Raw genomic sequence first — 23,547 nt, forward strand, 5'->3', positions numbered from 1 at the left:
CGCAGACCAGCCCGAAGGCGATCGAGGAGCGCAGGAACATCACCTCGCCGACGGGGTAGTGCGCGACGAGGTGCTTCGAGAACGCGTTCGACAGGGTCAGGAGCAGCGTCGCGCCGATCATCAGCGCGATGCCGAGGGGGATGTTGTCGGCGGCGGGGCGGACGGCCTCCGCCGGCGGCCGGCCGTCGGCCGGCGAGGAAGCGGCGCTCTTCATGGGGGAGTCTCCGGCGGGGGCGTATGGCGCCTGGGGGCGGCCTGCGAGGGGCCGGGCCGGCTCAGACGGCCGGCTGCTCGACCGCTTGCGCGGTCATGAACCACGGCTTCACCCCGACCCCGCGGCGCAGGGAGTACATGTAGAAGATCGGCATGGTGGCCGGGAAAAGGTCGCGGAACTCGCTGCCGTTGAAGGTGACGAAGATCGCCTCCGGAAAGGCCGCCGCGACGGCGCGCTTCTCGACCATGTTCATGCGGTGGTAGTCGAGGGCGCCCTGCTCGGTGGAGCCCTCGCCGCGGTACCACTTGGCCGCGCACGCGATCAGGCTCGCCAGGATCTCGCCGGAGGGCTCCTCCTCGGTCGCCGTCGCGCCGGTCTCGCTGGCAAAGGCGACGACGTCGCTGAGCCGGGTGCTGGCGAAGCCGCGGGCCTGGGCCGCCGCATCGATGGCGCCGAAATAGGCATTCATCGCCTCGGCCGGGTGGCCGTTCAGGGAGGCGTGGGTGTCGGTGAAGATCAGCCGGAAGATCGCCCCCGGCGCGTAGACCTGGCGCACCCGCTCGGCGAGCTGGCCGAGATAGTCGAGGCAGGCGAGGTCGGGCGCGGCGATCGCGGCGCGCGGTCCCTTGCCCCAGTAGAGCACGAACTCGAGCGGGCGCCCGGCCTGCGCCGCCGCCTCGACCACCGGCACCAGCCGCTCGGGATTGCCGGGCTGCTCGCGCTTGAACGCCCAGGTGTTAAACGACTTTATTATCAACTCAGGATTGAATTTCCCGGCCGGCGCGGCGCCTTTCCGGGGTTTTTTTTGAGTTCCCGCCGGATGGTCCGGCCCTCCGCGGGATTGTAGAGCGACATTACCTCTGGGATACTCCGATCGAACTTCCTTCGCTTCCGCCTCGCCCGGCATCGTATATCCAGCGAAAGACTTTTCGAGAGTGCTCATGGTGGACGCCTGCTCTTCGGCTCGGATGCGGGATAAGTGGGTTAACGACTTGCTAAAGTCAATCAAATTGTAATCAAATAGTTAACGGCGGTGGGCCGCGAAGCTTCGCCGGCTCGCGATCATTCCGGCGGCCGCGCGCCACTGCCGCGACCGGCCCAAGGCGCTGCCGCGCTGGACGCGATCTTGCCTTAAGGTGGGCGCCGCCCCGTCGCCGGGGCCGCGGGACGGAGGCCACGAGGGGGGCCCATGGACCTCAACAGCATCGCGGACGTGGTGGCGCCCCGTGCCCGGGCGGAGCTGCCGGCCTGGCAGCCGGGCGACGCCTGGCTCGCCGGCGGCACCTGGCTCTTCTCCGAGCCGCAGGACGGGATCGGCCGCCTGGTCGACCTGCCCTCCCTCGGCTGGGAGCCGCACGCCGTGACGGCGGAGGGGCTGCAGCTCGCCGCGACCTGCACCATCGCGGCCCTCGACCGGCTCGAATTACCGGCGGGGTTCACCGCCGCCCCCCTGATCGGCCAGTGCTGCCGGGCGCTCCTCGGCTCGTTCAAGGTGTGGAACGCCGCGACGGTGGGCGGCAACCTCTGCCTCGCGCTCCCGGCCGGGCCGATGATCGCGCTCGCGGTCGCGCTCGACGGGCTCTGCCTGATCTGGACGCCCGGGGGCGGCGAGCGGCGCCTGGCAGTCCGCGACCTGGTGCGCGGCCCGCAGGAGACGACGCTCGCGCCCGGCGAGATCCTGCGTCGCATCGACCTGCCGGCGGCGGCGCTCGCCCGCCGCACCGCGTTCCGGCGCATCTCGCTCAGCCCCAACGGGCGATCCGGCGCCCTGGTGATCGGCACGCGGGACCCTGCCGGCACCTTCGCCCTGACGGTGACGGCCTCGACCCGGCGCCCGGTGCGGATCGACCTCGCCGCCATGCCGGCGGCCAGCGCGCTCGCGGCGGCGCTCGACGCCGCGATCCCGGACGGACTCTGGTACGACGACGTCCACGGCGCGCCGGACTGGCGCCGCCACGTCACCGGGCTCCTGTCCGAGGAGGTCAGGGCCGAACTCGCGGAGGACGCCGCATGAGGCTGACGGTCAACGGAGAGGCGCACGAGGTCGCCCCGCGCCCGGGCCAGTGCCTGCGCACCCTCCTGCGCGAGCTCGGCTGGTTCGGCGTCAAGAAGGGCTGCGACGCCGGCGATTGCGGCGCCTGCACGGTGCACCTCGACGGCGAGCCGCTGCATTCCTGCCTGGTGCCGGCCTTCCGGGCGGCGGGGCGGTCCGTCACCACGGTCGAGGGCCTGGCCGGCCCCTGCGGCCCGCAGGACGGGGTGCCGGCCCAGCTTCACCCGGTGCAGCAGGCCTTCGTCGCCGCGCAGGGCTTCCAGTGCGGGTTCTGCACCCCCGGGATGGTGATGACGGCCGCGGCCCTTGACCAGAGCCAGCGCCGGGACCTGCCGGCGGCGCTCAAGGGCAACCTCTGCCGCTGCACCGGCTACCGGGCGATCTCCGACGCGATCGCCGGGATTGATGAACCGGCGGGACCGCCCTGCGACCGCAGCCCCCCGGCCCCGGCCAGCGCCGCGGTCGTGAGCGGCCGGGCGCGCTACACCCTCGACCTTGACGTGGCCGGCGCCCTGCACCTGAAGGTGCTGCGCTCACCCCACGCCCACGCCCGGGTGCTGCGGATCGATGCCTCCGCCGCCCTCGCGGTGCTGGGCGTGGTGCGGGTGCTCACCCATGCCGACGCGCCGGACCGGCTCTTCTCCACCGCCCGGCACGAGAACCCGGCGGACGACGCCGCCGACACGCGGGTGCTCGACCCGGTGCTGCGCTTCGTCGGCCAGCGCGTCGCGGCGGTGGTCGCCGAGACCGAGGCGGCGGCGGAGGCCGGCTGCCGGGCGCTGGTCGTGGACTACGACGTCCTGCCAGCCTGCCTCGACCCCGAGCGCGCCCTCGACCCCGACGCGCCCCTCGTCCACGGCCGGCGGCCGACCGGCGCGGATGCGCCGCCGCTCCACCCCCACCCGAACCTCGCCGCCGAGGCGCATGGCGAGATCGGCGACGTGGCGGCAGGCTTCGCCGCGGCCGACGCGGTGCACGAGGGCACCTACGTCGCGCAGCGGATCCAGCACGCCCATCTCGAGACCCACGCCGCCGTCGGCTGGCGCGACCCGGACGGGCGCCTCGTCATCCGCTCCAGCACCCAGGTGCCGTTCCTCACCCGCGACGCCCTCTGCGCCCTGTTCGACCTGCCGCGGAAGGCGGTCCGGGTCGAGTGCGGCCGGGTCGGCGGCGGCTTCGGCGGCAAGCAGGAGATGCTAACCGAGGACCTGGTGGCCCTGGCGGTGCTGGCGACCGGCCGGCCGGTGCGCTGGGAGCTGACCCGCACGGAGCAGTTCACCGCCACGACAAGCCGCCACCCGATGCGGGTGCGGGTGCGCCTCGGCGCCCGGGCCGACGGCACCCTGACGGCGATCGACCTCGGGGTGCTCTCGAACACCGGCGCCTACGGCAACCACGCCGGCGGCGTGCTGCACCACGGCTGCAACGAGGTGATCGCGGTCTATCGCTGCCCGAACAAGCGCGTCATCGGCTACTCCGTCCACACCCACACCCTGCCGGCCGGGGCGTTTCGCGGCTATGGCCTGAGCCAGACCGTCTTCGCGGTCGAATCCGCCATGGACGAACTCGCTCGCGCCCTGAACCTCGACCCCTTCGAGCTGCGCCGGCGCAACGTGGTGCGGCCCGGCGACCCGATGGTCTCGACGAGCCTCGAGCCGCACGACGTGCAGTACGGCAGCTACGGCCTCGACCAATGCCTCGACCGGGTGGCGGAGGCGCTGGCCGCGGCCCCTCCCCCGGCACCGCCGGGCTGGCGCACCGGGTCGGGGATGGCGCTCGCCATGATCGACACCATCCCGCCCCGGGGCCATCACGCCGAGGCCCGCATCGCGCTCCGCCCCGACGGCCTCTACGCCCTGAGCGTCGGCACGGTCGAGTTCGGCAACGGCACCGCGACGGTGCACGGCCAGATCGCCGCCGAGCGCTTAGGCACCACGCCGGACCGGATCGTCCTGCGCCAGGGCGACACCGACGCGGTCGCGCACGACACCGGCGCCTACGGCAGCACCGGCACGGTCGTGGCCGGCCAGGCGACCCTGCGGGCCGCCACGGCCCTGGCCGCGACCTTGCGCCAGCGGGCCGCCGCCCTGCTGGGCACGGATCCCGGATCCTGCCGCCTCGCCGGCGACGCCGTCGTGGCGGGCGACGCCCGGGTTCCGCTCGCCGACCTCGCCCCGGCGGAAGCCCTGGGCCGCGCCGACGGGACGCCGCGCTCGGTCGCCTTCAACGTCCAGGGCTTCCAGGTGGCGGTGCATCCCGGCAGCGGCGAGCTGCGCATCCTGCGGAGCGTCCACGCCGCCGATGCCGGCCGGGTGATCAACCCGGTGCAGTGCCGCGGCCAGATCGAGGGCGGCGTCGCCCAGGCGCTCGGCGCGGCGCTCTACGAGGATCTCGGCATCGATTCCGAGGGCCGGGTCGCGACCCCGTCCTTCCGCACCTACCACGTCCCGGCCGTCGCCGACGTGCCCCGCACCGCGGTGATCTTCGCCGACACCCACGACGGCATCGGGCCGCTGGGCGCCAAGTCGATGAGCGAGAGCCCGTTCAACCCCGTCGCGGCGGCCTTGGGCAACGCCATCCGGGACGCGACCGGCGCGCGGCTGACCGCGACGCCCTTCGCGCCCGACCGGATCTACCAGCAGGTCATGAACGCGGCCGGCCGCCGCGACGAGGAGGAGAGATGGACCTGAAGCGCGACGACGGCCTGACCCGGCCGGGCGGATCCCCGCAGGATGGACCCGCGCAGGGCGGCTTCCTGGAGCGCACCTTCGCGCTCACGGCCCACGGCACCACCGTGCGCACGGAGCTGCTCGCCGGGCTGACCACCTTCCTGACGATGGCCTACATCATCTTCGTCAACCCCAACATCCTGGGCGATGCCGGGATGCCGAAGGGCGCGGTGTTCGTCGCCACCTGCCTCGTCGCGGCGATCGGCTCGCTGGTGATGGCGTTCTACGCCAACTACCCGATCGCGCTCGCCCCCGGCATGGGGCTCAACGCCTACTTCGCCTACGTGGTGGTGCTCCAGATGGGCTACACCTGGCAGGCGGCGCTCGGCGCGGTGTTCATCTCCGGCCTGCTCTTCATGGTCGTGACGCTGACAGGCCTGCGCCGGATCATCGTCGAGGGCATCCCGCGCTCGATGCGCATCGCCATCACGGTCGGCATCGGGCTGTTTCTCGCGATCATCGCGCTGAAGAGCGCCGGCGTGGTGACGGCGAGCCCGGCCACCTTCGTGACCCTCGGCGACCTGCACAAGCCGAGCACGGTGCTGGCGGTCCTCGGCTTCCTGATCGTGACGGTGCTCTCGGTGCGCAAGGTGCGGGGCGCTCTGCTCGCCGGCATCCTCTCGGTCACGATCCTGAGCTTCCTCGTCGCCGACAACACCTTCCAGGGCGTCGCCTCGCTGCCGCCCTCGATCGCCCCGACGCTGTTCGCCCTCGACATCACCGACGCCCTGTCGGGCGGCCTGCTCAACGTGATCCTAGTGTTCTTCCTCGTCGAGTTGTTCGACGCCACCGGCACGCTGATGGGCGTCGCCAACCGGGCCGGGCTGCTCACCGAGGGCAAGATGGAGCGCCTCGACAAGGCGCTGATGGCGGATTCGTCCTCGATCTTCGTCGGCTCGCTCCTCGGCACCTCGAGCACCACCGCGTATCTCGAGAGCGCGTCCGGCGTCGAGGAGGGCGGCCGCACCGGGCTCACCGCCGCCACCGTGGCGGTGCTGTTCCTGGCCTGCCTGTTCTTCGCGCCGCTCGCCGGCTCGGTCCCGGCCTACGCCACCGCCCCGGCCCTGTTCTACGTCGCCTGCCTGATGCTGCACGAGCTGGTCGACCTCGACTGGGACGACCTGACGGAGGTGCTGCCGGCCTGCGTCACCGCGCTCTTGATGCCCTTCACCTACTCGATCGCCAACGGCGTGGCCTTCGGCTTCATCACCTACGCGGTGATCAAGCTCCTCACCGGCCGCGCAGGTCAGGTGAAGCCGGTGGTGTGGGTGATCGCGGCGGTGTTCCTGTTCAAGTTCGTGGTGTCGGGAAGCGCGCATTGAGCGGGGCCGCCCAAAACCCTCCCCCCTCTGCGGGGGAGGGTACCCCACGCAGTGGGGCGGGAGAGGGACAGCGCGACACTAATCCAGGAGGCGCCCTTCAGGACGGTTCCGCATTATTCGGAAGCGGCGTCCCCTCTCCCGGCTCGCTTCGCTCGCCACCCTCCCCCGCAGAGGGGGGGAGGGTTCATCCCGCGCTACTTCCGGAACCGTCTCAGTACTTCCGCACCAGGCTCACCAGCCGGCCCTGGATCCGGACCCGGTCCGGCCCGAGAACCCGGGTCTCGTAGGCCGGGTTGGCGGCTTCCAGCGCGATCGACGAGCCGCGGCGGCGCAGGCGCTTGAGGGTGGCCTCCTCGTCGTCGATCAGGGCCACCACGATGTCGCCGGTATTGGCGGTCTCCTGGCGGCGGATCACCACGAGGTCGCCGTCGAGGATGCCGGCCTCGATCATCGAGTCGCCGCGCACCTCCAGGGCGTAGTGCTCGCCGCTGGCCAGGAAGTCCGGCGACATCGCCACCGAGCGGCTCTGGCTCTGGATCGCCGAGATCGGCGTACCGGCGGCGATCCGGCCCATCACCGGCACGCTGACCGACTGGCCGTTCTCGTCCGGCGCCGTGGTCACCGCCGGAATGCCGGTCACCTTCGGCTCACGGGCGCGCCCGCCCTCGACCACGCTCGGATTGAACCGCACCACCTCGGCGCCAGGTCCGGCCGCCGCCGGGCCGGCCACCGCGTCGGGCAGACGGATCACCTCGATCGCCCGGGCCCGGTTCGGCAGGCGGCGCAGGAAGCCGCGTTCCTCCAGGGCGGTGATCAGGCGGTGGATGCCCGATTTCGACTTGAGATCGAGGGCGTCCTTCATCTCGTCGAAGGACGGGGGGACGCCCGTCTCGCGCATTCTCTGCTGAATGAAGCGGAGCAGGTCCAACTGCTTACGCGTGAGCATGTGACACTCTCATCCCCGCGCTGCCGCGCTCCGGAAACAAATCGCGAACATGGTAAGCGTTCCGCAAGTGTTCCGCAAGCGGGTCTGAAACTGCGGCGCGAGAACGCAGCAAAGGGGAGAGAACGCGCCCAATTCGGGCGATGTCGGACAGGCGAACCGGGCCTCGCGCCCGGCAGAACGATGCTCCGCTAGCGCCGGACCGGCTCCGGCCTATGGGTGAAGAGCGGGTTCGGCGGCGGCTCCGCGGTCGCGGAGGGGGGCCGGGCGAACTCCCGCGCCAGGGAATCGACGCGGGCCGGGGCCGCGACCGCACCGTCGCTGCCGGCGGTGGGTGCCGGGGGCTGGCCGGCGATGACCTGGGGCAGCCGCAAGCCGCCGGGGCCGACCGTGGTCTGCGCCGCCTGAGCCATCGCCGGCTCGGGGAGCAGGACCAACGCCACGATGCCGGCACCCAGGATCGACCTCATCCGACGGCTCCCTCTCGCCACCTCGCATGTGACACGCGGGCGGTGCCGCCGGTTCCCTCAGCCTCGCCCCTTGCGGCCCTTGTACTTCGGCCGCTGGCCCGGAAAGCCTTGCGTCGAGCGGCCGGTCGGGCGCTCGGCGTAGGAGAACGGCACCTCGCGGTCGGTGCCCGGGCCCATGTCATCTAGGTCGGGCTCGCGGATGCGGGTGCCCTCGTCGGACGTGCCCTTGCCGCCCGGGCCGTAGCCGAGCGACTCCGCGCCGCGCCGCTTGCGCTTGGCACCGAAGCGGCCCGCCTCGCGCTCCACTTCCGCCTGACCGGCCATCGGGTCGTCGGCGATGGCAAGCTCGGTGGCCTGGAGCCGCTTGAGCTCGTCGCGCAGGCGCGCCGCCTCCTCGAAGTCGAGGTCGGCGGCCGCCGCCCGCATCCGCTTCTCGAGGTCGGCCATCACCGCCTTGAGGTTGTGGCCCACCGTCACGGCGGCCTTGGCCAGCCCCGTATCGACCTGGACGTGGTCGCGCTCGTAGACGCTCTCGAGGATGTCGGCGATGTTGCGCTTCACGCTCTGGGGCGTGATGCCGTGCTCCTCGTTGTAGGCGAGCTGCTTCTTGCGCCGGCGCTCGGTCTCCGCCATGGCGCGCTCCATCGAGCCCGTCACCTGGTCGGCGTAGAGGATGCAGCGGGCCTCGGCGTTGCGGGCGGCCCGCCCGATGGTCTGGATCAGCGAGGTCTCGGAGCGCAGGAACCCTTCCTTGTCGGCGTCGAGGATCGCGACGAGGGCGCATTCCGGGATGTCGAGGCCCTCGCGCAAGAGGTTGATGCCGATCAGGACGTCGAAGGCGCCGAGCCGCAGGTCGCGGATGATCTCGATGCGCTCCAGCGTGTCGATGTCCGAGTGCATGTAGCGCACCCGCACGCCGTTCTCGTGCAGGTACTCGGTCAGATCCTCGGCCATGCGCTTGGTGAGGGTGGTCACGAGCGTCCGGTAGCCGGCGGCGGCGACCTCCTTCACCTCGCCGAGGAGGTCGTCGACCTGGGAGCGGGCCGGGCGCACCTCGATCACCGGGTCGACGAGGCCGGTCGGGCGGATGACCTGCTCGGCGAAGACGCCGCCGGTCTGCTCCAGCTCCCACTTCGCCGGCGTCGCCGAGACGTGGATCGATTGCGGGCGCATCGCGTCCCACTCCTCGAACCGCAGCGGGCGGTTGTCGAGGCAGGAGGGCAGCCGGAAGCCGTACTCGGCGAGCGTCGCCTTGCGGCGGAAGTCGCCCCGGTACATGCCGCCGATCTGCGAGACCGTGACGTGGCTCTCGTCGGTGAAGACGAGGGCGTTGTCGGGCAGGTACTCGAACAGGGTCGGCGGCGGCTCACCGGGCTTGCGGCCGGTGAGATAGCGCGAATAGTTCTCGATGCCGTTGCAGGCCCCGGTCGCCTCGATCATCTCGAGGTCGAAGGTGCAGCGCTGCTCCAGGCGCTGGGCCTCGATCAGCCGGCCCATCCGGGTCAGCTCCTCGACCCGCCACTTCAGCTCGTCCTTGATGCCCTTCACCGCCTGCTGGAGCGTCGGGCGCGGCGTCACGTAGTGGCTGTTGGCGTAGACCTTGACGAACTTGAGGGTATTGATGGTCTTGCCGGTGAGCGGATCGAACTCGGCGATCGACTCGATCTCGTCGCCGAACAGGCCGATGCGCCAGCCGCGGTCCTCCAGGTGGGCCGGCCACAGCTCGATCACGTCGCCGCGCACCCGGAAGGTGCCGCGGGCGAAGTCGGACTGGATGCGCTTGTACTGCAGGGCCACGAGGTCGGCGACGAGCTGGCGCTGCTCGATCTTCTCGCCGAGGCTGACGGTGAACGACATCGCCGTGTAGGTCTCGACCGAGCCGATACCGTAGATGCACGACACCGAGGCGACGATGATGACGTCGTCGCGCTCCAGCAGCGCCCGGGTGGCGGAGTGGCGCATCCGGTCGATCTGCTCGTTGATCGACGATTCCTTCTCGATGAAGGTGTCGGACCGCGGCACGTAGGCCTCGGGCTGGTAGTAGTCGTAGTACGAGACGAAATACTCGACGGCATTGTCGGGGAAGAACGACTTGAACTCGCCGTAGAGCTGCGCCGCCAGGGTTTTGTTGGGGGCGAGGATCAGGGCCGGGCGCTGGGTCTCCTCGATGACCTTGGCCATCGTGAAGGTCTTGCCCGAGCCCGTCACGCCGAGCAGCACCTGGTCGCGCTCGCTGCCCTTCACGCCGGCCACCAGCTCGGCGATCGCCCGCGGCTGGTCGCCGGCCGGGGTGAAGTCCGACTTGAGCCGGAACGGCACGCCGCCCTCCGACTTCTGCGGCCGCTCGGGGCGGTGCGGGCGCCACAGCTCGCCGTTCTTGAACAGCGGATTGCCCTCGGTGAGGAGCTTGGTCAGGGCATCAACCGTGGCCGAGACCCCGGCGCTCGCCAGGGATTCGCGCTCCTCCACCGGCTCCGCGGCGTCCGGTTCGCGCAGGCCGAGCGCCTGGGCGAGGGCGGGATCGACGTCGGCGGCGGTGCCGTGCGCGAAGGCGGCCTGCGGCGCCTCCCCGAACCCGTCCGGCGCCGCGGCGTCCGCCCGCCGTCCCTTGCGGGCGGGCTTCGTGCCGGCGGCCGGATCCGGCGAGGCCTTGCGCGGGCGTCCCCGCGCCGGGGGCTGGGGCGGCGGAGGCGGCTCGGCGACGGGCAGGCGATCTCGGTTCAGCGCCGGGTTCAGCAACTCGGCGAGGAACGGGTCCAGCGGCTTCAGCTCGGGCTTGGAGGCCTTGCCGGTCGACAGGCGGGGCTTCTTCGGGGCGGGCATGCACGCGATATGGCGATCAGCGCGGGGGCCGGAAAGGGCGCACGTTACCACATCCGGGTTACCACGCCTCAGTTCGTGCATCCCGGTGACCCGATCCGGGTCACCGGACCTTGGCGACCGAGAGGGTGGTCGCGTCCAGGAACACGAAGCCGATCCCGGCCTGCCGCAGAGCGGCGACGGCGGCGTGGCGGCTGCGGGCCGCCGGGCCCTCGCCCCCTTCCTCCAGCCGGCGGATGGTCGAGAGCGACAGGCCGCTGGCGCGGGCGAGATCCTGCATCGACCAGTCGAGGAGGCCGCGGGCGGCCCGCATGTGGCGGCCCCTCACGGCCTGCTCCAGGCTCTCCCGCAGGGCGTCGGCGGGGCTGGCGCGCACGCCCTCGGCGCGCGAGGTCAGCGTCGACCAGCACGTGATCTCGCCGTCGGCGCGGCGCATCGGGGCAAAAATGCCGCGGAAGTGCCCGATCCCGCCATCGGCGAGGCGGAACCGGGTTCGCACCATGAAGGGCTGACCCGCCTCGATCATCGCCCGCATGTACGGGCGCATGTGGCCGCGGTCCTCCGGCTTCAGGGTGAGCGCCCAGTCCGCCTGGTACGCCTCCTGGGTCACGCCGGTGAGGCCCAGGAGCTCCCGCGACCCCACCCGGTGCGAGGTCGTGTAGGTGGAGGCGTGCATCCAGGACTGGCACTGCTCGAAGAGCACCCGCCGCCGGTGCCGCTCCGCCCGCAGCGCCTCCGCGAGCCGCTGGCCGTCGGTGACGTCGAGCATGATCCCGGCCGCCGCCCGCGGCCGGCCCTCGGGGTCGACATAGACCTCGCCGCGGCAGGCCAGCACGCGCAGCGTCCCGTCGGGACGGACGACCCGCACCGTGCGCTCGCGCAGGATCCCCTCGCCCATCACCTGGATCGTGCTGGCGACCTCCGCCCGGTCCTCCGGGTGGACCAGGCTCAGGAACAGGTCGTAGCTCGGCCGCACCGAGCCGGGCTCCAGGCCGAGGAGGCGGAACAGGCCCGGCGACCAGGCATGCCCGCCATCGGCGAACGTCCAGCGCCAGCTTCCCGTCAGGCCGCAGGCCTCGATCAACCGGAGGAACTCGCGCGACGAGAAGGCAAGGCTCGGTGGCGTCGGTACAACTGCATTCATCGTCGCGCTCGATCTCCGTCGTCGCCCGGTGCCCTGCACATCCTTCGCAGCCCCGGCGCGGCGGCCATCCGCGGCCTCCGGCAAAACCCGCGCCGCGCTTCCGCCCAGGACCTTGCGCCCAGGACCTTGCGCTCAGGACCTTGTTCTTGCCTCGTTGTCGCCGCCGGACCGGCGACCGCCTCGAGCGCGGCCGGCGGAACGATGCTCAGCCGGCGCAGCCGAGCGGCCAGGGAGCCCCTTCCGGACCCGGTCGGGCCTCGCGCCGCCCGGCCCGGCCCGGGGCGGGGGACGGGATCGCCGCGTCGGGGCCGAGCGGGTCCGGCAGGCCGTGGTCCCAGGGCGCGTCGGCGAAGCGACCGGCGGCGAAGTCCACGAAGGCCCTCACCTTGGCGGGGGGCCGCCGCCCCGGAGGCATGACGGCGTGAAGGGGCAGCGACGGGATCGGGCTCCCGAGATCGAGCGCCACGAGAGCGCCGCTGCGCAGGGCTTGGCCGACCAGGAAGGTCGGCTGGTAGATCACGCCGAGGCCGGCGGTCGCGGCCGCCACGAGCGCGGCGCCGTTCGAGGCCTGCAGGGTCCCGCAGACGGGCACCGTGCCCTCGGCGAAGCGCCAGCCGCCGGTGCTCGCCAGGGTGTAGCCGAGGCAGTTGTGGCCGGTGAGGTCCGCGGGCCGGCGGGGCCGGCCCCGGGCCGCCAGGTAGGACGGCGCGGCGCAGACGACGAGCCGGCACGACGCGAGCGCGCGGGCGACGAGGCTCGATTCCCTCAGGTGCCCGATGCGCAGGGCCATGTCCCAGCCCTCCTCGATCAGGTCGACGGGCCGGTCGTTGAGGCCGAGGTCGACGGACAGGCCCGGATGCGCGGCACCGAAGGCCGCGAGGGTGGGAGCGACCACCAGCACCCCGAACGACACCGGCACGTTCAGCCGCAGGGTGCCGCGGACGTCCACCGCATCCGCGCCGGCCGCGGCATCGGCCTCGTCGATCTCCGCCAGGATGCGCTCGCAGGCCTCAAGGTAGCGCCGGCCGGCCTCCGTCAGGGTCAGGCGCCGGGTGCTGCGGTGCAGGAGCCGGGCGCCGAGCCGGTCCTCGAGGGCGGCCACGTGCTTGGTGACGCCGCTCTGCGACAGCCCGAGCACCCGGGCCGCGGCCGAGAAGCTGCCCAGTGCGGCGACGCGCACGAAGATCTGCATCCCGGTCAACCGGTCGGGCATCGCCTGATCTCACGCTCCCGGTGTGAGGTGTTGGGAAGAATTGCCGGATTTCCGGACAACCCGAAAGGGGGCAGTCTGCGCAGGTCGCCACGGAGCCCGACCATGACCGAACCGATCGATCCGCGCACCCGCATCGGGCACGTCCACCTGCGGGTGGCCGACCTCGACCGGGCGCTCGGGTTCTACTGCGATGTGCTCGGCTTCACGCTGATGCAGCGCTACGGCGCGCAGGCCGCCTTCGTGTCGGCCGGCGGCTACCACCACCATATCGGGCTCAACACCTGGGACAGCGCCGGCGGGTCGCCGCCGCCGCCCGGCAGCACCGGGCTCTACCACCTGGCGATCCTCTACCCGACCCGCGCGGCGCTCGCCGACGCGCTGGCGCGGCTCGACGCCGCCGGGATTCCCCTCACCGGGGCGAGCGACCACGGCGTCAGCGAGGCGCTCTACCTCGACGATCCCGACCGCAACGGCGTCGAGCTGTACTGGGACCGGCCGGAGAGCGAGTGGCCGCGGGACGCCGACGGCTCCCTGCGGATGGTGACCCGCCGCCTCGACCTCGCGGACCTGCGAGCGGCGGGCGCGGCGGCTACTCGGCCGTAGACGGCTCGGGCTCGCCCTCGGGCTTGCGGAAGTAGGGCTCGACCGGGCCCTTCAGCTTCACGGTCATCGGGTTGCCGAAGCGGTCGCGGGCATTGCCGGCGGCGAGGCGCACCCAGCCCTCGCTCACGCAATACTCCTCGACGTTGGTCTTCTCGACGCCCTTGAAGCGCACGCCGACGCCGCGCTCGAGCAGGGCGGCGTCGTGGAAGGGGCTGCGCGGGTCGGTGCTGAGGCGATCGGGCGGGGTGTCGGTCATCGGAGGCTGAGCCTTTCTCGGTCCGGAACGTCGTCGGCGCCCCAGGTAGCGGCTCCGGCCGCCCGTGCCAATCCGCCCCCCGCCCGCCTCCGACGCCTGCCGCAGTTTGGAACTTTCATAATTCAGATCAGACTATAGATTGGCCGATCAAAAATAGAAATCCTCCAATATTTCGCGCTGATCTTGCGGATCCGGGTCATGTGCTGCATTCAGGGCGAGCCGATCCCCGGCACGATCCGAGACGGAGGCCGCGATGGCGCGAGTGCTGTTCCTGATCCAAGGCTGTGCGGGCCTGATGCGGGAGATCGTGTCTCCCGCGCAGGACACTCCTCTTCACGCACGTCTTTCGCGCGAGGCCTGGTCTCCCGTGCGGGAAGGCTGGCCGGCGGTCGGCCTGTCCTGGGAGCGGCTCGTCGGCCTGCTCAGCGAGTCGAGGAGCGGGCGATGAACGGTCTTCAGCGCGAGCGCCTGCGGGCCGAGGCCGAGATGCGGGGGCAGGCCGCCCTGGAGCAGGCCCTGACGGTGGCGTTCTGGGATGCGCTGGAGCGGGGACCGCTGCCGCCGATGGCGGCGCTCGAGGCGGCCGCCCGCACGGTCGGGACGCTCTACCGGCAGATCGCCTCCCTGCACGGCCCGGCGCCCCGCTGCGGCTGCGGCTGGCAGCCGGAGCCGGACGAGGACCTGATCCGCCTGGAGGCGATGCTGGCGGCGGCGCTGATCGAGCGGCACCGGCCGGCGCTGGCCGACCTGCCGGTGCAGGGGCGGGCCTGAGGGCGCGCGAGGCGGGCCTTGCGCCCGCCACGGCAGGGCGCGCCGGTGGCGGCGCGGCGCCGGACCAGCCCGCCCGGCGCGCCGCACGGCTCAGTACGGCACCCGGTCGGCCTTGTCGTGGTACTTCTTCCAGACCTCGACCGCCTCGGCCCGCATGATCTGGCGGGTCGGGATCGAGCGCTCGCCCACCGGCTTCTTCAGCTCGCCGTAGATCATGCTGTCGTCGAAATCGCCGTAGCGGAGCGCGTCCTCGTTAGTCGAGGCGTAGTAGATCGTCTTGATGCCGGCCCAGTAGGCCGCCGCCATGCACATCGGGCAGGGCTCGGCGCTGGTATAGAGCGTGGCGTCGCGCAGCTTGAAGCTGCCTTGCGCCTTGCAGGCCTTGCGGATCGCCTCGATCTCGCCGTGCCAGGTCGGGTCGTTCTCGGCGACCACGCGGTTGGCGCCCTCGGCCAGGATCTTGCCGTCCTGGACGATCACGCTGCCGAACACCCCGCCGGCGCTCTCGATGAGCGAGGTCTTCTCCGACAATTCGATGGCGCGCGTCATGAAGGCCTTGTCGTCTTCCGTCATCGCAGGATCCTTTCGTATCAGGACAGGAGAGTGAAAAGGGTGATCTCGGCCGCGTAGAGCCCCAGCATGACGCCCGCGCCGAGGGCCTCGACGCGCCGGCGGCGGTCCGGCGCCGGGTTGAGCCACCAGCCGAGCGCGGCGGTCGCGACCCGCATCAGGAGCCAGGAGACCAGCGCCACGCTGATCGCATTGCCGATGAAGGTCGCGACCGCCGGCGGCAATCCGGCCGTGAGGGGCGAGAGAAAGCGGATCTCCAGCATCACCACCGGAAACAGCACCAGCAGGACGAGCGCGGTCTGCTTCCAGGCCGGCGGTGCCGCGCCCGCCTCCTTCGGGAACCAGCCCGCGAAGGGGGCGTCGAGCCGCCGGCTGGTCCAGGTGGCGACCGCCGGGTCGGCCTGCCGGAGCAGCGCCTGCCGCTCGGGGGAGCCGAGCCAGGCATCGAGCTGAGCCGGCGTCGCGAAGCGCACGAGCGTCGTCCAGTGCGGAATCTGCGGCGGCAGGGGCGCCTGGACGAGCGTGCCCGCGTAGCCGGGAAACCGGGCCTGGGCGCCCTGCGCCGCCTCGGCCCAGGCGCGGAAGGCCGGCTCCCGTCCGGGCTCGACCCGCGTCGCGATCACCTCGGTCACGCAGGCCAGGGCCTGGAAATCGGGGGCAGCCTCGTCCGTCGCGGCGGCGTGGAGCAGGGGCGCGAGCGCCGCGAGGCACTCCGCCCGAGCCGGGCCGCCGCGCCACGCCTCGAGCGCCGCCGCCGTGCGGAAGCGCTGGACCACGTGCCAGTCCGGCACCTGCGGGCCGACCGGGACGACCTCGATGCTGACGAAACCCGGTGCCTCGCCGGCCACCCGGGTCAGCGCCGCCTGCCAGCCCGCGAAAGCGTCCTCGGCGCCGGGCCGGAGGCTGACCCGGGTCACGATCGCCGTCACGCGGGAGGGGCTCTGCGCATTCATGGAAGCCGGCCTTCCCAAGGGGCACTCAACAAGAGGCACCCGCAGGATGTGCGACCGGGACTTACCATCGCCTTAGCGCGAGGGCGCAAACTGACGGCGTCGACTGGATCTGGGGTGGATGACGAGTGCCGCCCCGATGATCGGCCGGGCGCGGCCGTGATCGACGAAGTCCCTCCCCGAATCAAAGGGCGGGCACCGGGTCGGGTTCTGCCTCGGGTGCCCCTGCGGCAAGCCGGAACGACATCTCGGGCCGCGGGCGGTGCCGGGGCCCGCGGGCGGCGAACCCCCGGGCCCCGGCCTCCGGGACCGATCCCGCGCGGCACCGGACCGGCCGGCGGTGGGCCGCGTCAGCGCGGCGCCGTGCCGTCGGGCCGGGTCGACGGCATCCCGCCCGGGGCGTCCGGGTAGGCGGTGCTCGGCACCGGGCCGGCCTGGCCGACCGAGTTGCTCGGCGCCGCGGTGCGGCTCGCATCCGCGGCGCCGGACGGGCCGGGCGCCGCGGGGCACGGGCCGGGGCCCGAGCAGACGGCGTGGTCGGTCGCGACCGCGCGGCCGTCCCGCTCGGCCGCCGGAGCGCCGCCGGGACTGCCCGGATAGGCCGCGGCCCCGCCGGGCTGGGTGGCCGGGGCGGCGGGGGTTGGGGAGCCTTGAGCGGCGGCCCCGTGCGCGAGGGCGAGGCCCGCGGCGAGGGCCGCGAGCAGGGGCAGGACGAGCGGGCGCATCAGATGTCCCGCCGCTGCATCGCGCCGGCGATGTGGTCGGCCTGGCGGAGCGCCAGCGCCACGATGGTCAGGGTCGGGTTGCAGGCCGCGCCGCTGGTGAACTGGCTGCCGTCCGAGACGAACAGGTTCTTCACGTCGTGGGTCTGGCCGAACTTGTTGACCACCCCGTCCCGCGCCTTCGCGCTCATCCGGTTGGTGCCCATGTTGTGGGTGCTCGGGTAGGGCGTGACCGGGTAGGTGACGGTGGCGCCGACCGCCTCGTAGATCGCCGCGCCCTGCTGGTAGGCATGGTTGCGCATCGCGACGTCGTTGGGGTGGTCGTCGTAGTGCACGCTCGCCACCGGCATACCGTGCTTGTCCTTGACCTGGGGGTCGAGGGTGATGCGGTTCGTCTCCTGCGGCATGTCCTCGCCGACGAGCCACATCCCGGCCATGCGCGGGTACTGCTCCATGGCGCTGGTGAAGGAGCGCCCCCAGGCGCCGGGATTGAGGAAGGCGGCCATGAAGGGCAAGCCGAGGGAGACCGTCTCCATCTCGTAGCCGCCGGAGAAGCCGCGCTTCGGGTCGTGGTGCGCCTCGTCCCGGATGATGCCCGCCATGGTGGTGCCGCGGTACATGTGCACCGACTTCTCGAACACGCCGTAGACGCTGCCGGTCATGTGCCGCATGTAGTTGCGGCCGACCTGGCCCGACGAGTTGGCGAGCCCGTCCGGAAACAGCGACGAGGCACTGTTGAGCAGGAGCCGCGGGCTCTCGATCGAGTTGCCGGCCACCGCGACGATGCGGGCCTTCTGGCGCTGCAGCCTGCCGTCGGCATCGGCGTAGACCACGCCCGTCACCTTGCCGGCGGCGTCGTGCTCGATGCGGATCGCCATGCAGTTCGGCCGCACCTCGAGGTTGCCGGTCTCCTCGCCGCGGGGGATCTCGGCGATCAGCGTCGACCACTTCGCCCCCGACTTGCAGCCCTGGAAGCAGAAGCCGATCTGCTGGCAGGCGCCGCGGTCGTGGCGCTCCTGGCTGTTGATCGCCATCCGGCCGGAATGCACCTCCTTGTAGCCGACGCGGCGGGCGCCGGCCTCCAGCACCTTGAAGTTGTTGTTGCCGGGCAGGCCCGGGATGCCGTTGGTGCGGGTCACGCCCATCCGGTCCTCGGCCTTCTCGTACCAGGGGTCGAGCTCGGCCCGGGTGATCGGCCAGTCGAGGAGGTTGGCTCCCGGCATCGCGCCGTAATGGTCGCGGATGCGGAACTCGTGCTCCTCGAAGCGCAAGGACGCGCCGGCCCAGTGCACGGTCGAGCCGCCCACCGCCTTGACGATCCAGGCCGGCAGGTTGGGAAAGTCCCGCGCCACCCGCCACGAGCCCGAGGTGGTGCGCATGTCGGTCCAGGCGAGCTGGGCGAAGCTCGCCCACTCGTCGTTGACGAAATCCTCCATGTTGTGGCGGGCCCCCGCCTCCAGGATGACGGTGCGGATGCCCTTGAGCGCCAGCTCGGTCCCGAGCGTGCCGCCGCCGGCGCCCGAGCCGACAATGACGACGAGCCCGTCGTCGTTCAGGTCGAATGTGGCCATGGTTTCCTCCGGTCCGCGCGGCCGGTCGCGGCCGATCCGGCGCGGTTGTTCGTTGATTGTTCTTTGGCGGGTCACATGATCGGCAGATCGGGCGACTGTTCAGACCTTCGGCAACCAGTCGATGTCGTTGAAGCCGCGGTTGATGTAGCCGCCCTTGTCGGCAGAAGACCCCTCGTAGCCGAATTTCGGCCACAGCTCGGGCTGGTTGTAGAGCGACACCACGAGGTCGGAGCGGATCTTCTTGAAGAAGTCGGTGTGGCTGATGCCCTCGAGCACGGCGACGCGGTCGGCCTCCCAGCCGATCTGGGCGTAGTTGAGCTTGTGGCGGGCCTGCGAATCCTCGTCGAGGCGGCGCACCCCTTGGGTGAGCAGACCCTTCACCGCCGGATCGGCGGCGGCCTTGCCGTCCCAGGGCTTGATCGCCGTGATGTAGTAGACGTCGCCGAGGAAATCGTGCGGGTAGATGTCCCGCGCCATCTTCACCAGGGTCTTCAGCTCGGCCGGCGACAGGGCGGCGCCGTTCTCGGCCCAGGCCTCCGAGACCTGGAGCCCGGCGCCGGTGGCGATGGCGGCGGCAGGAGCGGCGACCGCCGCGGTCTGCAGGAAGCCGCGGCGGCTGAACCGCGCGCGCGGATCGACTTCTCTCATGGCTGTTTCCTCCGTTCTCGTCGTTCCGGTGTCGGCCGGCCCCGGGGCGCGTCTGGTGCGCGCTTCCCGGGGCCGGCCCGTTCAGTGCTCGGCCCCGTCAGCCGAAGCGGCCGCCCTTCTGGATCACCTCGATCTTGTAGCCGTCCGGATCGGTGGCGAAGAAGAAGCGGGCCAACGTCTTGCCCTGGTGCCGGAAATCCTTGACCGGGGTCGCCGGCAGGCCCTCCCTGGTGAAGCGGGCGTGCTCGGCGTCGACGTCGTCCACCACCACCGCGAGGTGGCCGTAGCCGTTGCCGAGGTCGTAGGGCTCGGAGCGACCGAAATTGACCGTCAGCTCCAGCTCGAACGGCGAGGAGGGGTGGCGCAGGTAGACGAGCGCGAAATCGTCGAAGCCGACGCGCTCGGCGAGCTCCAGGCCGAAGGCGCGGGCGTAGTAGGCGCGGGAGCGCTCCTCGTCGAGGACGCGGATCATCGAGTGGACGGGCTTGGCCATCGGCAGCGGGAACCTCGTTTCGCGTGCGGCCGCTCGCGCGGCCCTTCGGTATCGCCCCTTAGACTAGCTCCAGGGAGGCGGCCGGGGTGGTAGCGGGATGTGACGTCGCGGTCCGCGCGGCCGGGCCGCCGCGACGCCCGCACCGGCCCCTCACCTAGCGAAAAGCCGCGCTTTCGCCGCAATCCGGCCGTCGGCGATCCCGTTCTTGTTCCGCTTCGCCACGTGCGCGGGAACACATCGCAGCGTCAGTCCAGCGCCTATCTTCCAATCACCGCAAAGGAAGCAGCCACCCGATCCCCGGATCTGCTCAAAGCAGGAGACTGAATACCATATGAAGACCCGCATCGCCGCCGTCGTCACCGCCCTCGTCCTTGGCGCCGCTCCGATCTCGTCCGCCATGGCATTCAGCGCGAACTCCCCAGCCGGCCCGTTCTGGAGCCAGGATGTCGAGACCACCGGCTCGCTCGGCAACCCGTTCGGCAACGGCACCCGGCCGTTCTACGGCGCCTGCCCGATGAGCTCGGCCTCGGAGGGCAACGCCAACCAGCAGAACTTCCCGGTCAAGCAGTACGGCCAGACCTCGGGCGGGTACCGCTGCTGAGGAACCTGAGATGAGCGAGATGAAGCTCCTGCGCGCCGTGTCCTACGGCATGATCGGTGTCCTGGCCGGCGGCCTCGCCATGACGGTGGTCGGCACCGCCAGCGCCCTGATGAACATGTGAGGCTCACCCCGGTGAGGCTCGCCGAGGACCGCCCCCCGGGGCGGTCCTTCTTCGCGTGAGCGGGGTCGCTCCGGATTTTCCCGCACTGGCCCTGGAACCGCAACGCTTCGGGCCGATTTGCCTCTGCGGAACCCTGACGGAGACCGTCATGCCCCCGCGCGTCCGCCTCGTTCCCGCCTTCCTCGCCCTCGCGGGCGCCTTGTCGGCGGCGCCCGCCCTGGCGATCTCGGACCGCCGCGATCAGCCGACCCAGGCCGACATCCCCGACGGGGCAAGCAACGGCCCGCCCGGCGTGTCCCCGCCGCAGGCACTCAAGCCCGACACCAAGGTGATGCCCGGCGACACCGGCCTGAGCGGAAACACCCGCCCGCGGACCAACCCCCTCGACCAGCTCGCCCCCCAGGACCGGCGCGCCACCGGCGGCGGCGACGGGGCCGGCGACGGCCGCTGAAGGCAACCGCGGCGGGTCGATCGCGGTTGAAGACGGCGCGGCACGCGCGACGGGAGGTGCCTCATGGGTCTGCTCGATCAGGTCATCGGTTCCGTGCTCGGCAACGTCCTCGGGGGCGGGCGCCAGCACGAAGGGGGCCGCGACGGCGGCTCCGGGGCGATGTCGCCCCTCGTGAAGGCGCTGCTGATGCTGCTCGCCGCCAAGGCGATGCAGGGCGGCTTCGGCGACATCTTCGGCGGCGGGCGGCGGCCGGCACCCCAGAGAGGGCCGGACGACGGCTACGCTCCCGACCCGCGGGGCTACGACCCGCCCGAGCCGCGGGACGAAGGGCCGCGCGGCGGCCGGCGGGGCGAGGACCCCAACAACCCCTATTCGGACCTCGCCGGGATGCTCGACGGCCCGGGCGGCCCCTCCCCTGCCGGTGCGGGGGTGCCGAACCCGTTCGACCAGGGCGCCGGTCCCTATTCCCGCCTCGACCGTGAGCAGCCCGACGACGCGCCGGGCGGCGGCCTCGACCACCTCGTCGACCGCTTCCGCCAGGGCGGCCTCGGCGACCTGATCGATTCCTGGATCGGCCCGGGCCACAACCGGCCGGTCCAGCCGCAGCAGCTCGCCCAGGCCCTCGGCCCGGAGACGGTGGACACCCTGAGCCGCCAGACCGGAATGGGCCGCGACGACCTGCTGGCGCAGCTCGCCCAGGTGCTGCCGGGCGTGATCGACGGCCTGACGCCCCAGGGAAGGCGCCCGAACCACGACGAGATGCGCGGCTGGTGAGCCGTGCGGGCGTCCGGGCGACCCTGCCCGGACGCCTCGGCGAGACCGAATTCCGGACGGCGACCGATGGCTTATGAACTCTACTACTGGCCGGGCATCCAGGGTCGGGGCGAGTTCGTCCGCCTCGCCCTGGAGGAGGCCGGTGCCGCCTACGTCGATGTCGCCCGTGACGAGGGCATCGACGCCATGATGGCGGGCCTGTCGGCGCCGGGGCCCGGCCGGCCGCCCTTCGCGCCGCCCTACCTGCGCGACGGCGACCTGGTGATCGGCCAGACCGCCGCGATCCTGCTCCATCTCGGACCGCGCCTCGGCCTGGTCGGCGAGAGCGAGGCTGACCGGGTCTGGACGCACCAGATCCAGCTCACCATCGCCGATGCGGTGGCGGAGGCCCACGATACCCACCACCCGATCGCCTCGGCGCTCTACTACGAGGATCAGAAGCCGGAGGCCGCCCGCCGGGCCGAGGACTTCCGCAGCCAGCGGATCCCGAAATACCTCGGCTGGCTCGAGCGGGTGCTGGCCGCGAACCCCGCCGGCCCGCGCTACCTCGTCGGCGACCGTCTCAGCTACGCCGACCTCTCCCTGTTCCAGCTGGTCGAGGGCCTGGCCTACGCCTTCCCGCGGGCGACGGAGCGGGCGCTCGCCGAAACCCCGAAGGTCGTCGCCCTGCACCGGTCCGTGGCCTCCCGGCCCCGCATCGGCGCCTACCTGGAGAGCGACCGGCGCACGCCGTTCAACGAGGACGGGATCTTCCGGCGCTATCCCGAGCTCGACGGCTAAGGCACGGGAGCCGCGGATCGCCGCCTTGGAGCGGTGCCCGCTTCCTGGTTCATCACAGCCTCCGCGACGATGCCGGGTCTGCTTCGTCCAAGTCAGCTTCGTTCAAGCCCGCTGCGAGAGCTGCGCCAGGCCGCTCGGCCGCGCCGCGTGCCTGCGGCAGCCCAGCGTGACGCGGTCCCGTGCCTGTCGCACGACCGCAACAGACGCCGCCGGCCCGCTCCGCTCGCGTAACCTGTTGATAGACAATGATTCTCATGGGAACGCGTTGCCGCGGCGCAACAGGCTGTGTCCGTAAGTGAACACCTTACGGCTACGCTTAACGAAAAATTAACCATTCCGGCGCGACATTCGCCTTAACAAATCATTCACAACACCGCGCCTCGGGGCGCAAGCCGGAAGCGATCGCGAGTCCACCGCGCCGCCATGGCAAAATTCCGACAAATATAGTCCAAGTAAACCTGTCGCCATGACTGGAGACGGGGCGAGAAAAATCGTCAAAAATTCTTGGGGGCTGGCGTGTACATCGTCGTCGATGAGCGGGAAAGCGTGGCTGCGCACTACGTGGAAGGCTTCGGCGTGGAAGGCGTTCCGGCGCGCGGGCTGGACGTGCGGGACGTGCGGACCTGGATCGACGTCACGCCGCCGCAGGACCTGGAGGCGATCCAGGGCTTCGTGATCGGCGACTGCGCCGACCGCACGGCGTTCACGGCGGCCCTGCGCAGCCTGTCGCGGGCGCCGATCATCGCCCTCAACGAGACCCGCTCCCTGGAGCAGACCCTCGCCCTGTTCACCGCCGGCATCGACGACGTGGTGCGCAAGCCGGTCCACGTGCGCGAGATCATCGCCCGGGCCGGCGCGATCCGCCGCCGCACCAACCGCAGCGACACCAAGCCCGCGAGCACGCCGGACCGCAGCGGCCGCCTGACCGTCCACACCGACGGGCGCGACCCCGAGATCGACGGCCAGAGCCTGATGCTGCCCCGGCGCGAGCGCGACATCCTCGACTACCTCGCCCGCAACCGCGGCCGGCCGGTGACCAAGGGCCAGATCTTCAAGGCGGTCTACGGCGACCTCGACAGCGCCGTCGACGAGAGCGTGGTCGAGGGCCACATCAGCAAGCTGCGCAAGAAGCTGCGGATGCGCCTCGGCTACGACCCGATCGAGGCCAAGCGCCTGGCCGGCTACACCTTCGTCGGCTGAGCCACGCCGCGCCCGGGCGAGCGGAGCCTCGCGAGAACGGCAGAGCCACCCGCGACCGTGCCGGTCGCGGGTGGCTCTCGCGCGTGCCTCGCGGGCGGTCCGGAGGACCGCCCTGCCCCGTCTTAGCG

The 23,547-nt window shown here is 71.9% G+C and carries 23 protein-coding genes and 1 pseudogene; 10 read left to right on the top strand and 14 right to left on the bottom strand.

What is annotated here, in order from left to right; all coding sequences use genetic code 11:
- Both VQ02_RS05720 and VQ02_RS05725 read right to left on the bottom strand, forming a co-directional pair.
- Positions 1–214 (bottom strand): annotated as a pseudogene (locus tag VQ02_RS05720) (hypothetical protein); the annotation flags it as partial.
- Between the two features lie 61 nt (positions 215–275).
- Complete coding sequence (locus VQ02_RS05725; RefSeq protein WP_157080517.1) at positions 276–971, bottom strand: hypothetical protein; 696 nt, start codon at positions 969–971, stop codon at positions 276–278.
- A gap of 432 nt (positions 972–1,403) precedes the next feature.
- Here VQ02_RS05725 and VQ02_RS05730 point away from each other — a divergent pair, with 432 nt between their 5' ends.
- From VQ02_RS05730 to VQ02_RS05740, 3 genes are read left to right on the top strand one after another with little or no spacing between them, the layout of a single operon-like run.
- Positions 1,404–2,228: an FAD binding domain-containing protein gene (locus tag VQ02_RS05730; protein ID WP_048443203.1), complete on the top strand. Its 825-nt coding sequence runs from the start codon at positions 1,404–1,406 to the stop codon at positions 2,226–2,228.
- Positions 2,225–4,957, top strand: a complete 2,733-nt coding sequence (locus tag VQ02_RS05735; protein WP_048443204.1) for a molybdopterin-dependent oxidoreductase — start codon at positions 2,225–2,227, stop codon at positions 4,955–4,957. The genes VQ02_RS05730 and VQ02_RS05735 overlap by 4 nt, the downstream gene beginning before the upstream one ends.
- Positions 4,948–6,318, top strand: a complete 1,371-nt coding sequence (locus VQ02_RS05740; RefSeq protein ID WP_048443205.1) for an NCS2 family permease — start codon at positions 4,948–4,950, stop codon at positions 6,316–6,318. Before VQ02_RS05735 ends, VQ02_RS05740 begins: the two co-directional genes overlap by 10 nt.
- A 211-nt stretch (positions 6,319–6,529) precedes the next feature.
- Here the strand turns inward: VQ02_RS05740 and lexA are convergent, their stop codons facing one another.
- From lexA to VQ02_RS05765, 5 genes are all read right to left on the bottom strand, one after another.
- Positions 6,530–7,264 (bottom strand): transcriptional repressor LexA, encoded by a 735-nt coding sequence (lexA, locus tag VQ02_RS05745; RefSeq protein ID WP_048443206.1) that lies wholly within the window; start codon positions 7,262–7,264, stop codon positions 6,530–6,532.
- A 188-nt stretch (positions 7,265–7,452) separates the two neighbouring features.
- Positions 7,453–7,731 carry a hypothetical protein gene (locus VQ02_RS05750; protein WP_048443207.1) on the bottom strand — a complete coding sequence of 93 codons (279 nt, stop codon included), beginning with the start codon at positions 7,729–7,731 and terminating at the stop codon, positions 7,453–7,455.
- A gap of 57 nt (positions 7,732–7,788) precedes the next feature.
- Positions 7,789–10,554 carry an excinuclease ABC subunit UvrB gene (uvrB, locus tag VQ02_RS05755; protein WP_048443208.1) on the bottom strand — a complete coding sequence of 922 codons (2,766 nt, stop codon included), beginning with the start codon at positions 10,552–10,554 and terminating at the stop codon, positions 7,789–7,791.
- Positions 10,555–10,654: 100 nt separating this feature from the next.
- Entirely contained in the window at positions 10,655–11,695 is a 1,041-nt protein-coding gene (locus tag VQ02_RS05760) for a PAS domain-containing protein (protein ID WP_048443209.1), read from the bottom strand.
- A gap of 205 nt (positions 11,696–11,900) precedes the next feature.
- Positions 11,901–12,908: a LysR family transcriptional regulator gene (locus VQ02_RS05765; RefSeq protein WP_083469077.1), complete on the bottom strand. Its 1,008-nt coding sequence runs from the start codon at positions 12,906–12,908 to the stop codon at positions 11,901–11,903.
- Between the two features lie 102 nt (positions 12,909–13,010).
- On the opposite strand from VQ02_RS05765, the gene VQ02_RS05770 reads away from it, so the two are divergent.
- Entirely contained in the window at positions 13,011–13,511 is a 501-nt protein-coding gene (locus VQ02_RS05770) for a VOC family protein (RefSeq protein WP_048443210.1), read from the top strand.
- Here the strand turns inward: VQ02_RS05770 and VQ02_RS05775 are convergent.
- Positions 13,498–13,767, bottom strand: a complete 270-nt coding sequence (locus VQ02_RS05775) for a DUF3297 family protein (protein ID WP_048443211.1) — start codon at positions 13,765–13,767, stop codon at positions 13,498–13,500. The genes VQ02_RS05770 and VQ02_RS05775 overlap by 14 nt on opposite strands.
- A 444-nt stretch (positions 13,768–14,211) precedes the next feature.
- Between VQ02_RS05775 and VQ02_RS05785 the strand changes: the two genes are divergently transcribed.
- The gene (locus VQ02_RS05785; RefSeq protein ID WP_053080250.1) at positions 14,212–14,538 is read left to right on the top strand and encodes a hypothetical protein; all 327 of its coding nucleotides are present in this window, start codon (positions 14,212–14,214) and stop codon (positions 14,536–14,538) included.
- Positions 14,539–14,628: 90 nt separating this feature from the next.
- On the opposite strand, the gene VQ02_RS05790 is transcribed toward VQ02_RS05785, so the two are convergent.
- The 6 genes from VQ02_RS05790 to VQ02_RS05815 all read right to left on the bottom strand — a co-directional run bounded on the left by VQ02_RS05790 (position 14,629) and on the right by VQ02_RS05815 (position 19,492).
- Positions 14,629–15,111, bottom strand: coding sequence for a nucleoside deaminase (locus tag VQ02_RS05790; protein ID WP_048443213.1), 483 nt, complete (start codon positions 15,109–15,111; stop codon positions 14,629–14,631).
- Positions 15,112–15,128: 17 nt separating this feature from the next.
- On the bottom strand, positions 15,129–16,061 hold the full coding sequence (locus VQ02_RS05795) for an antibiotic biosynthesis monooxygenase (protein ID WP_048443214.1): 933 nt from the start codon (positions 16,059–16,061) through the stop codon (positions 15,129–15,131).
- 347 nt (positions 16,062–16,408) lie between these two features.
- Positions 16,409–16,783, bottom strand: a complete 375-nt coding sequence (locus VQ02_RS05800) for a hypothetical protein (protein WP_048443215.1) — start codon at positions 16,781–16,783, stop codon at positions 16,409–16,411.
- Positions 16,783–18,351 (bottom strand): GMC family oxidoreductase, encoded by a 1,569-nt coding sequence (locus VQ02_RS05805; RefSeq protein ID WP_048443216.1) that lies wholly within the window; start codon positions 18,349–18,351, stop codon positions 16,783–16,785. The genes VQ02_RS05800 and VQ02_RS05805 overlap by 1 nt, the downstream gene beginning before the upstream one ends.
- A 99-nt stretch (positions 18,352–18,450) precedes the next feature.
- A complete protein-coding gene (locus VQ02_RS05810) occupies positions 18,451–18,999 on the bottom strand; it encodes a twin-arginine translocation signal domain-containing protein (RefSeq protein WP_048443217.1) in 549 nt (182 codons plus the stop codon).
- Between the two features lie 97 nt (positions 19,000–19,096).
- Entirely contained in the window at positions 19,097–19,492 is a 396-nt protein-coding gene (locus VQ02_RS05815; protein ID WP_048443218.1) for a VOC family protein, read from the bottom strand.
- 331 nt (positions 19,493–19,823) lie between these two features.
- On the opposite strand from VQ02_RS05815, the gene VQ02_RS05820 reads away from it, so the two are divergent.
- The 5 genes from VQ02_RS05820 (at position 19,824) to VQ02_RS05840 (ending at position 23,419) form a co-directional block, all read left to right on the top strand.
- Entirely contained in the window at positions 19,824–20,093 is a 270-nt protein-coding gene (locus VQ02_RS05820; RefSeq protein ID WP_048443219.1) for a hypothetical protein, read from the top strand.
- Positions 20,094–20,362: 269 nt separating this feature from the next.
- Positions 20,363–20,665: a hypothetical protein gene (locus VQ02_RS05825; protein ID WP_048443220.1), complete on the top strand. Its 303-nt coding sequence runs from the start codon at positions 20,363–20,365 to the stop codon at positions 20,663–20,665.
- A gap of 63 nt (positions 20,666–20,728) precedes the next feature.
- Complete coding sequence (locus tag VQ02_RS05830) at positions 20,729–21,439, top strand: YidB family protein (protein ID WP_048443221.1); 711 nt, start codon at positions 20,729–20,731, stop codon at positions 21,437–21,439.
- A 66-nt stretch (positions 21,440–21,505) separates the two neighbouring features.
- Positions 21,506–22,219 (top strand): glutathione S-transferase, encoded by a 714-nt coding sequence (locus tag VQ02_RS05835; RefSeq protein WP_048443222.1) that lies wholly within the window; start codon positions 21,506–21,508, stop codon positions 22,217–22,219.
- Between the two features lie 516 nt (positions 22,220–22,735).
- Positions 22,736–23,419, top strand: a complete 684-nt coding sequence (locus VQ02_RS05840; protein ID WP_048443223.1) for a response regulator transcription factor — start codon at positions 22,736–22,738, stop codon at positions 23,417–23,419.
- Positions 23,420–23,547 lie beyond the last annotated feature (128 nt).

It is taken from the genome of Methylobacterium variabile (assembly GCF_001043975.1).
Classification (GTDB): Bacteria; Pseudomonadota; Alphaproteobacteria; order Rhizobiales; family Beijerinckiaceae; genus Methylobacterium; species Methylobacterium variabile.

Coding starts and splice junctions, on each gene's coding strand:
- VQ02_RS05730 (WP_048443203.1), top strand. CDS start 1,404: ATGGACCTCAACAGCATCGCGGACGTGGTGGCGCCCCGTGCCCGGGCG.
- VQ02_RS05735 (WP_048443204.1), top strand. CDS start 2,225: ATGAGGCTGACGGTCAACGGAGAGGCGCACGAGGTCGCCCCGCGCCCG.
- VQ02_RS05740 (WP_048443205.1), top strand. CDS start 4,948: ATGGACCTGAAGCGCGACGACGGCCTGACCCGGCCGGGCGGATCCCCG.
- lexA (WP_048443206.1), bottom strand. CDS start 7,264: ATGCTCACGCGTAAGCAGTTGGACCTGCTCCGCTTCATTCAGCAGAGA.
- VQ02_RS05750 (WP_048443207.1), bottom strand. CDS start 7,731: ATGAGGTCGATCCTGGGTGCCGGCATCGTGGCGTTGGTCCTGCTCCCC.
- uvrB (WP_048443208.1), bottom strand. CDS start 10,554: ATGCCCGCCCCGAAGAAGCCCCGCCTGTCGACCGGCAAGGCCTCCAAG.
- VQ02_RS05760 (WP_048443209.1), bottom strand. CDS start 11,695: ATGAATGCAGTTGTACCGACGCCACCGAGCCTTGCCTTCTCGTCGCGC.
- VQ02_RS05765 (WP_083469077.1), bottom strand. CDS start 12,908: ATGCCCGACCGGTTGACCGGGATGCAGATCTTCGTGCGCGTCGCCGCA.
- VQ02_RS05770 (WP_048443210.1), top strand. CDS start 13,011: ATGACCGAACCGATCGATCCGCGCACCCGCATCGGGCACGTCCACCTG.
- VQ02_RS05775 (WP_048443211.1), bottom strand. CDS start 13,767: ATGACCGACACCCCGCCCGATCGCCTCAGCACCGACCCGCGCAGCCCC.
- VQ02_RS05785 (WP_053080250.1), top strand. CDS start 14,212: ATGAACGGTCTTCAGCGCGAGCGCCTGCGGGCCGAGGCCGAGATGCGG.
- VQ02_RS05790 (WP_048443213.1), bottom strand. CDS start 15,111: ATGACGGAAGACGACAAGGCCTTCATGACGCGCGCCATCGAATTGTCG.
- VQ02_RS05795 (WP_048443214.1), bottom strand. CDS start 16,061: ATGAATGCGCAGAGCCCCTCCCGCGTGACGGCGATCGTGACCCGGGTC.
- VQ02_RS05800 (WP_048443215.1), bottom strand. CDS start 16,783: ATGCGCCCGCTCGTCCTGCCCCTGCTCGCGGCCCTCGCCGCGGGCCTC.
- VQ02_RS05805 (WP_048443216.1), bottom strand. CDS start 18,351: ATGGCCACATTCGACCTGAACGACGACGGGCTCGTCGTCATTGTCGGC.
- VQ02_RS05810 (WP_048443217.1), bottom strand. CDS start 18,999: ATGAGAGAAGTCGATCCGCGCGCGCGGTTCAGCCGCCGCGGCTTCCTG.
- VQ02_RS05815 (WP_048443218.1), bottom strand. CDS start 19,492: ATGGCCAAGCCCGTCCACTCGATGATCCGCGTCCTCGACGAGGAGCGC.
- VQ02_RS05820 (WP_048443219.1), top strand. CDS start 19,824: ATGAAGACCCGCATCGCCGCCGTCGTCACCGCCCTCGTCCTTGGCGCC.
- VQ02_RS05825 (WP_048443220.1), top strand. CDS start 20,363: ATGCCCCCGCGCGTCCGCCTCGTTCCCGCCTTCCTCGCCCTCGCGGGC.
- VQ02_RS05830 (WP_048443221.1), top strand. CDS start 20,729: ATGGGTCTGCTCGATCAGGTCATCGGTTCCGTGCTCGGCAACGTCCTC.
- VQ02_RS05835 (WP_048443222.1), top strand. CDS start 21,506: ATGGCTTATGAACTCTACTACTGGCCGGGCATCCAGGGTCGGGGCGAG.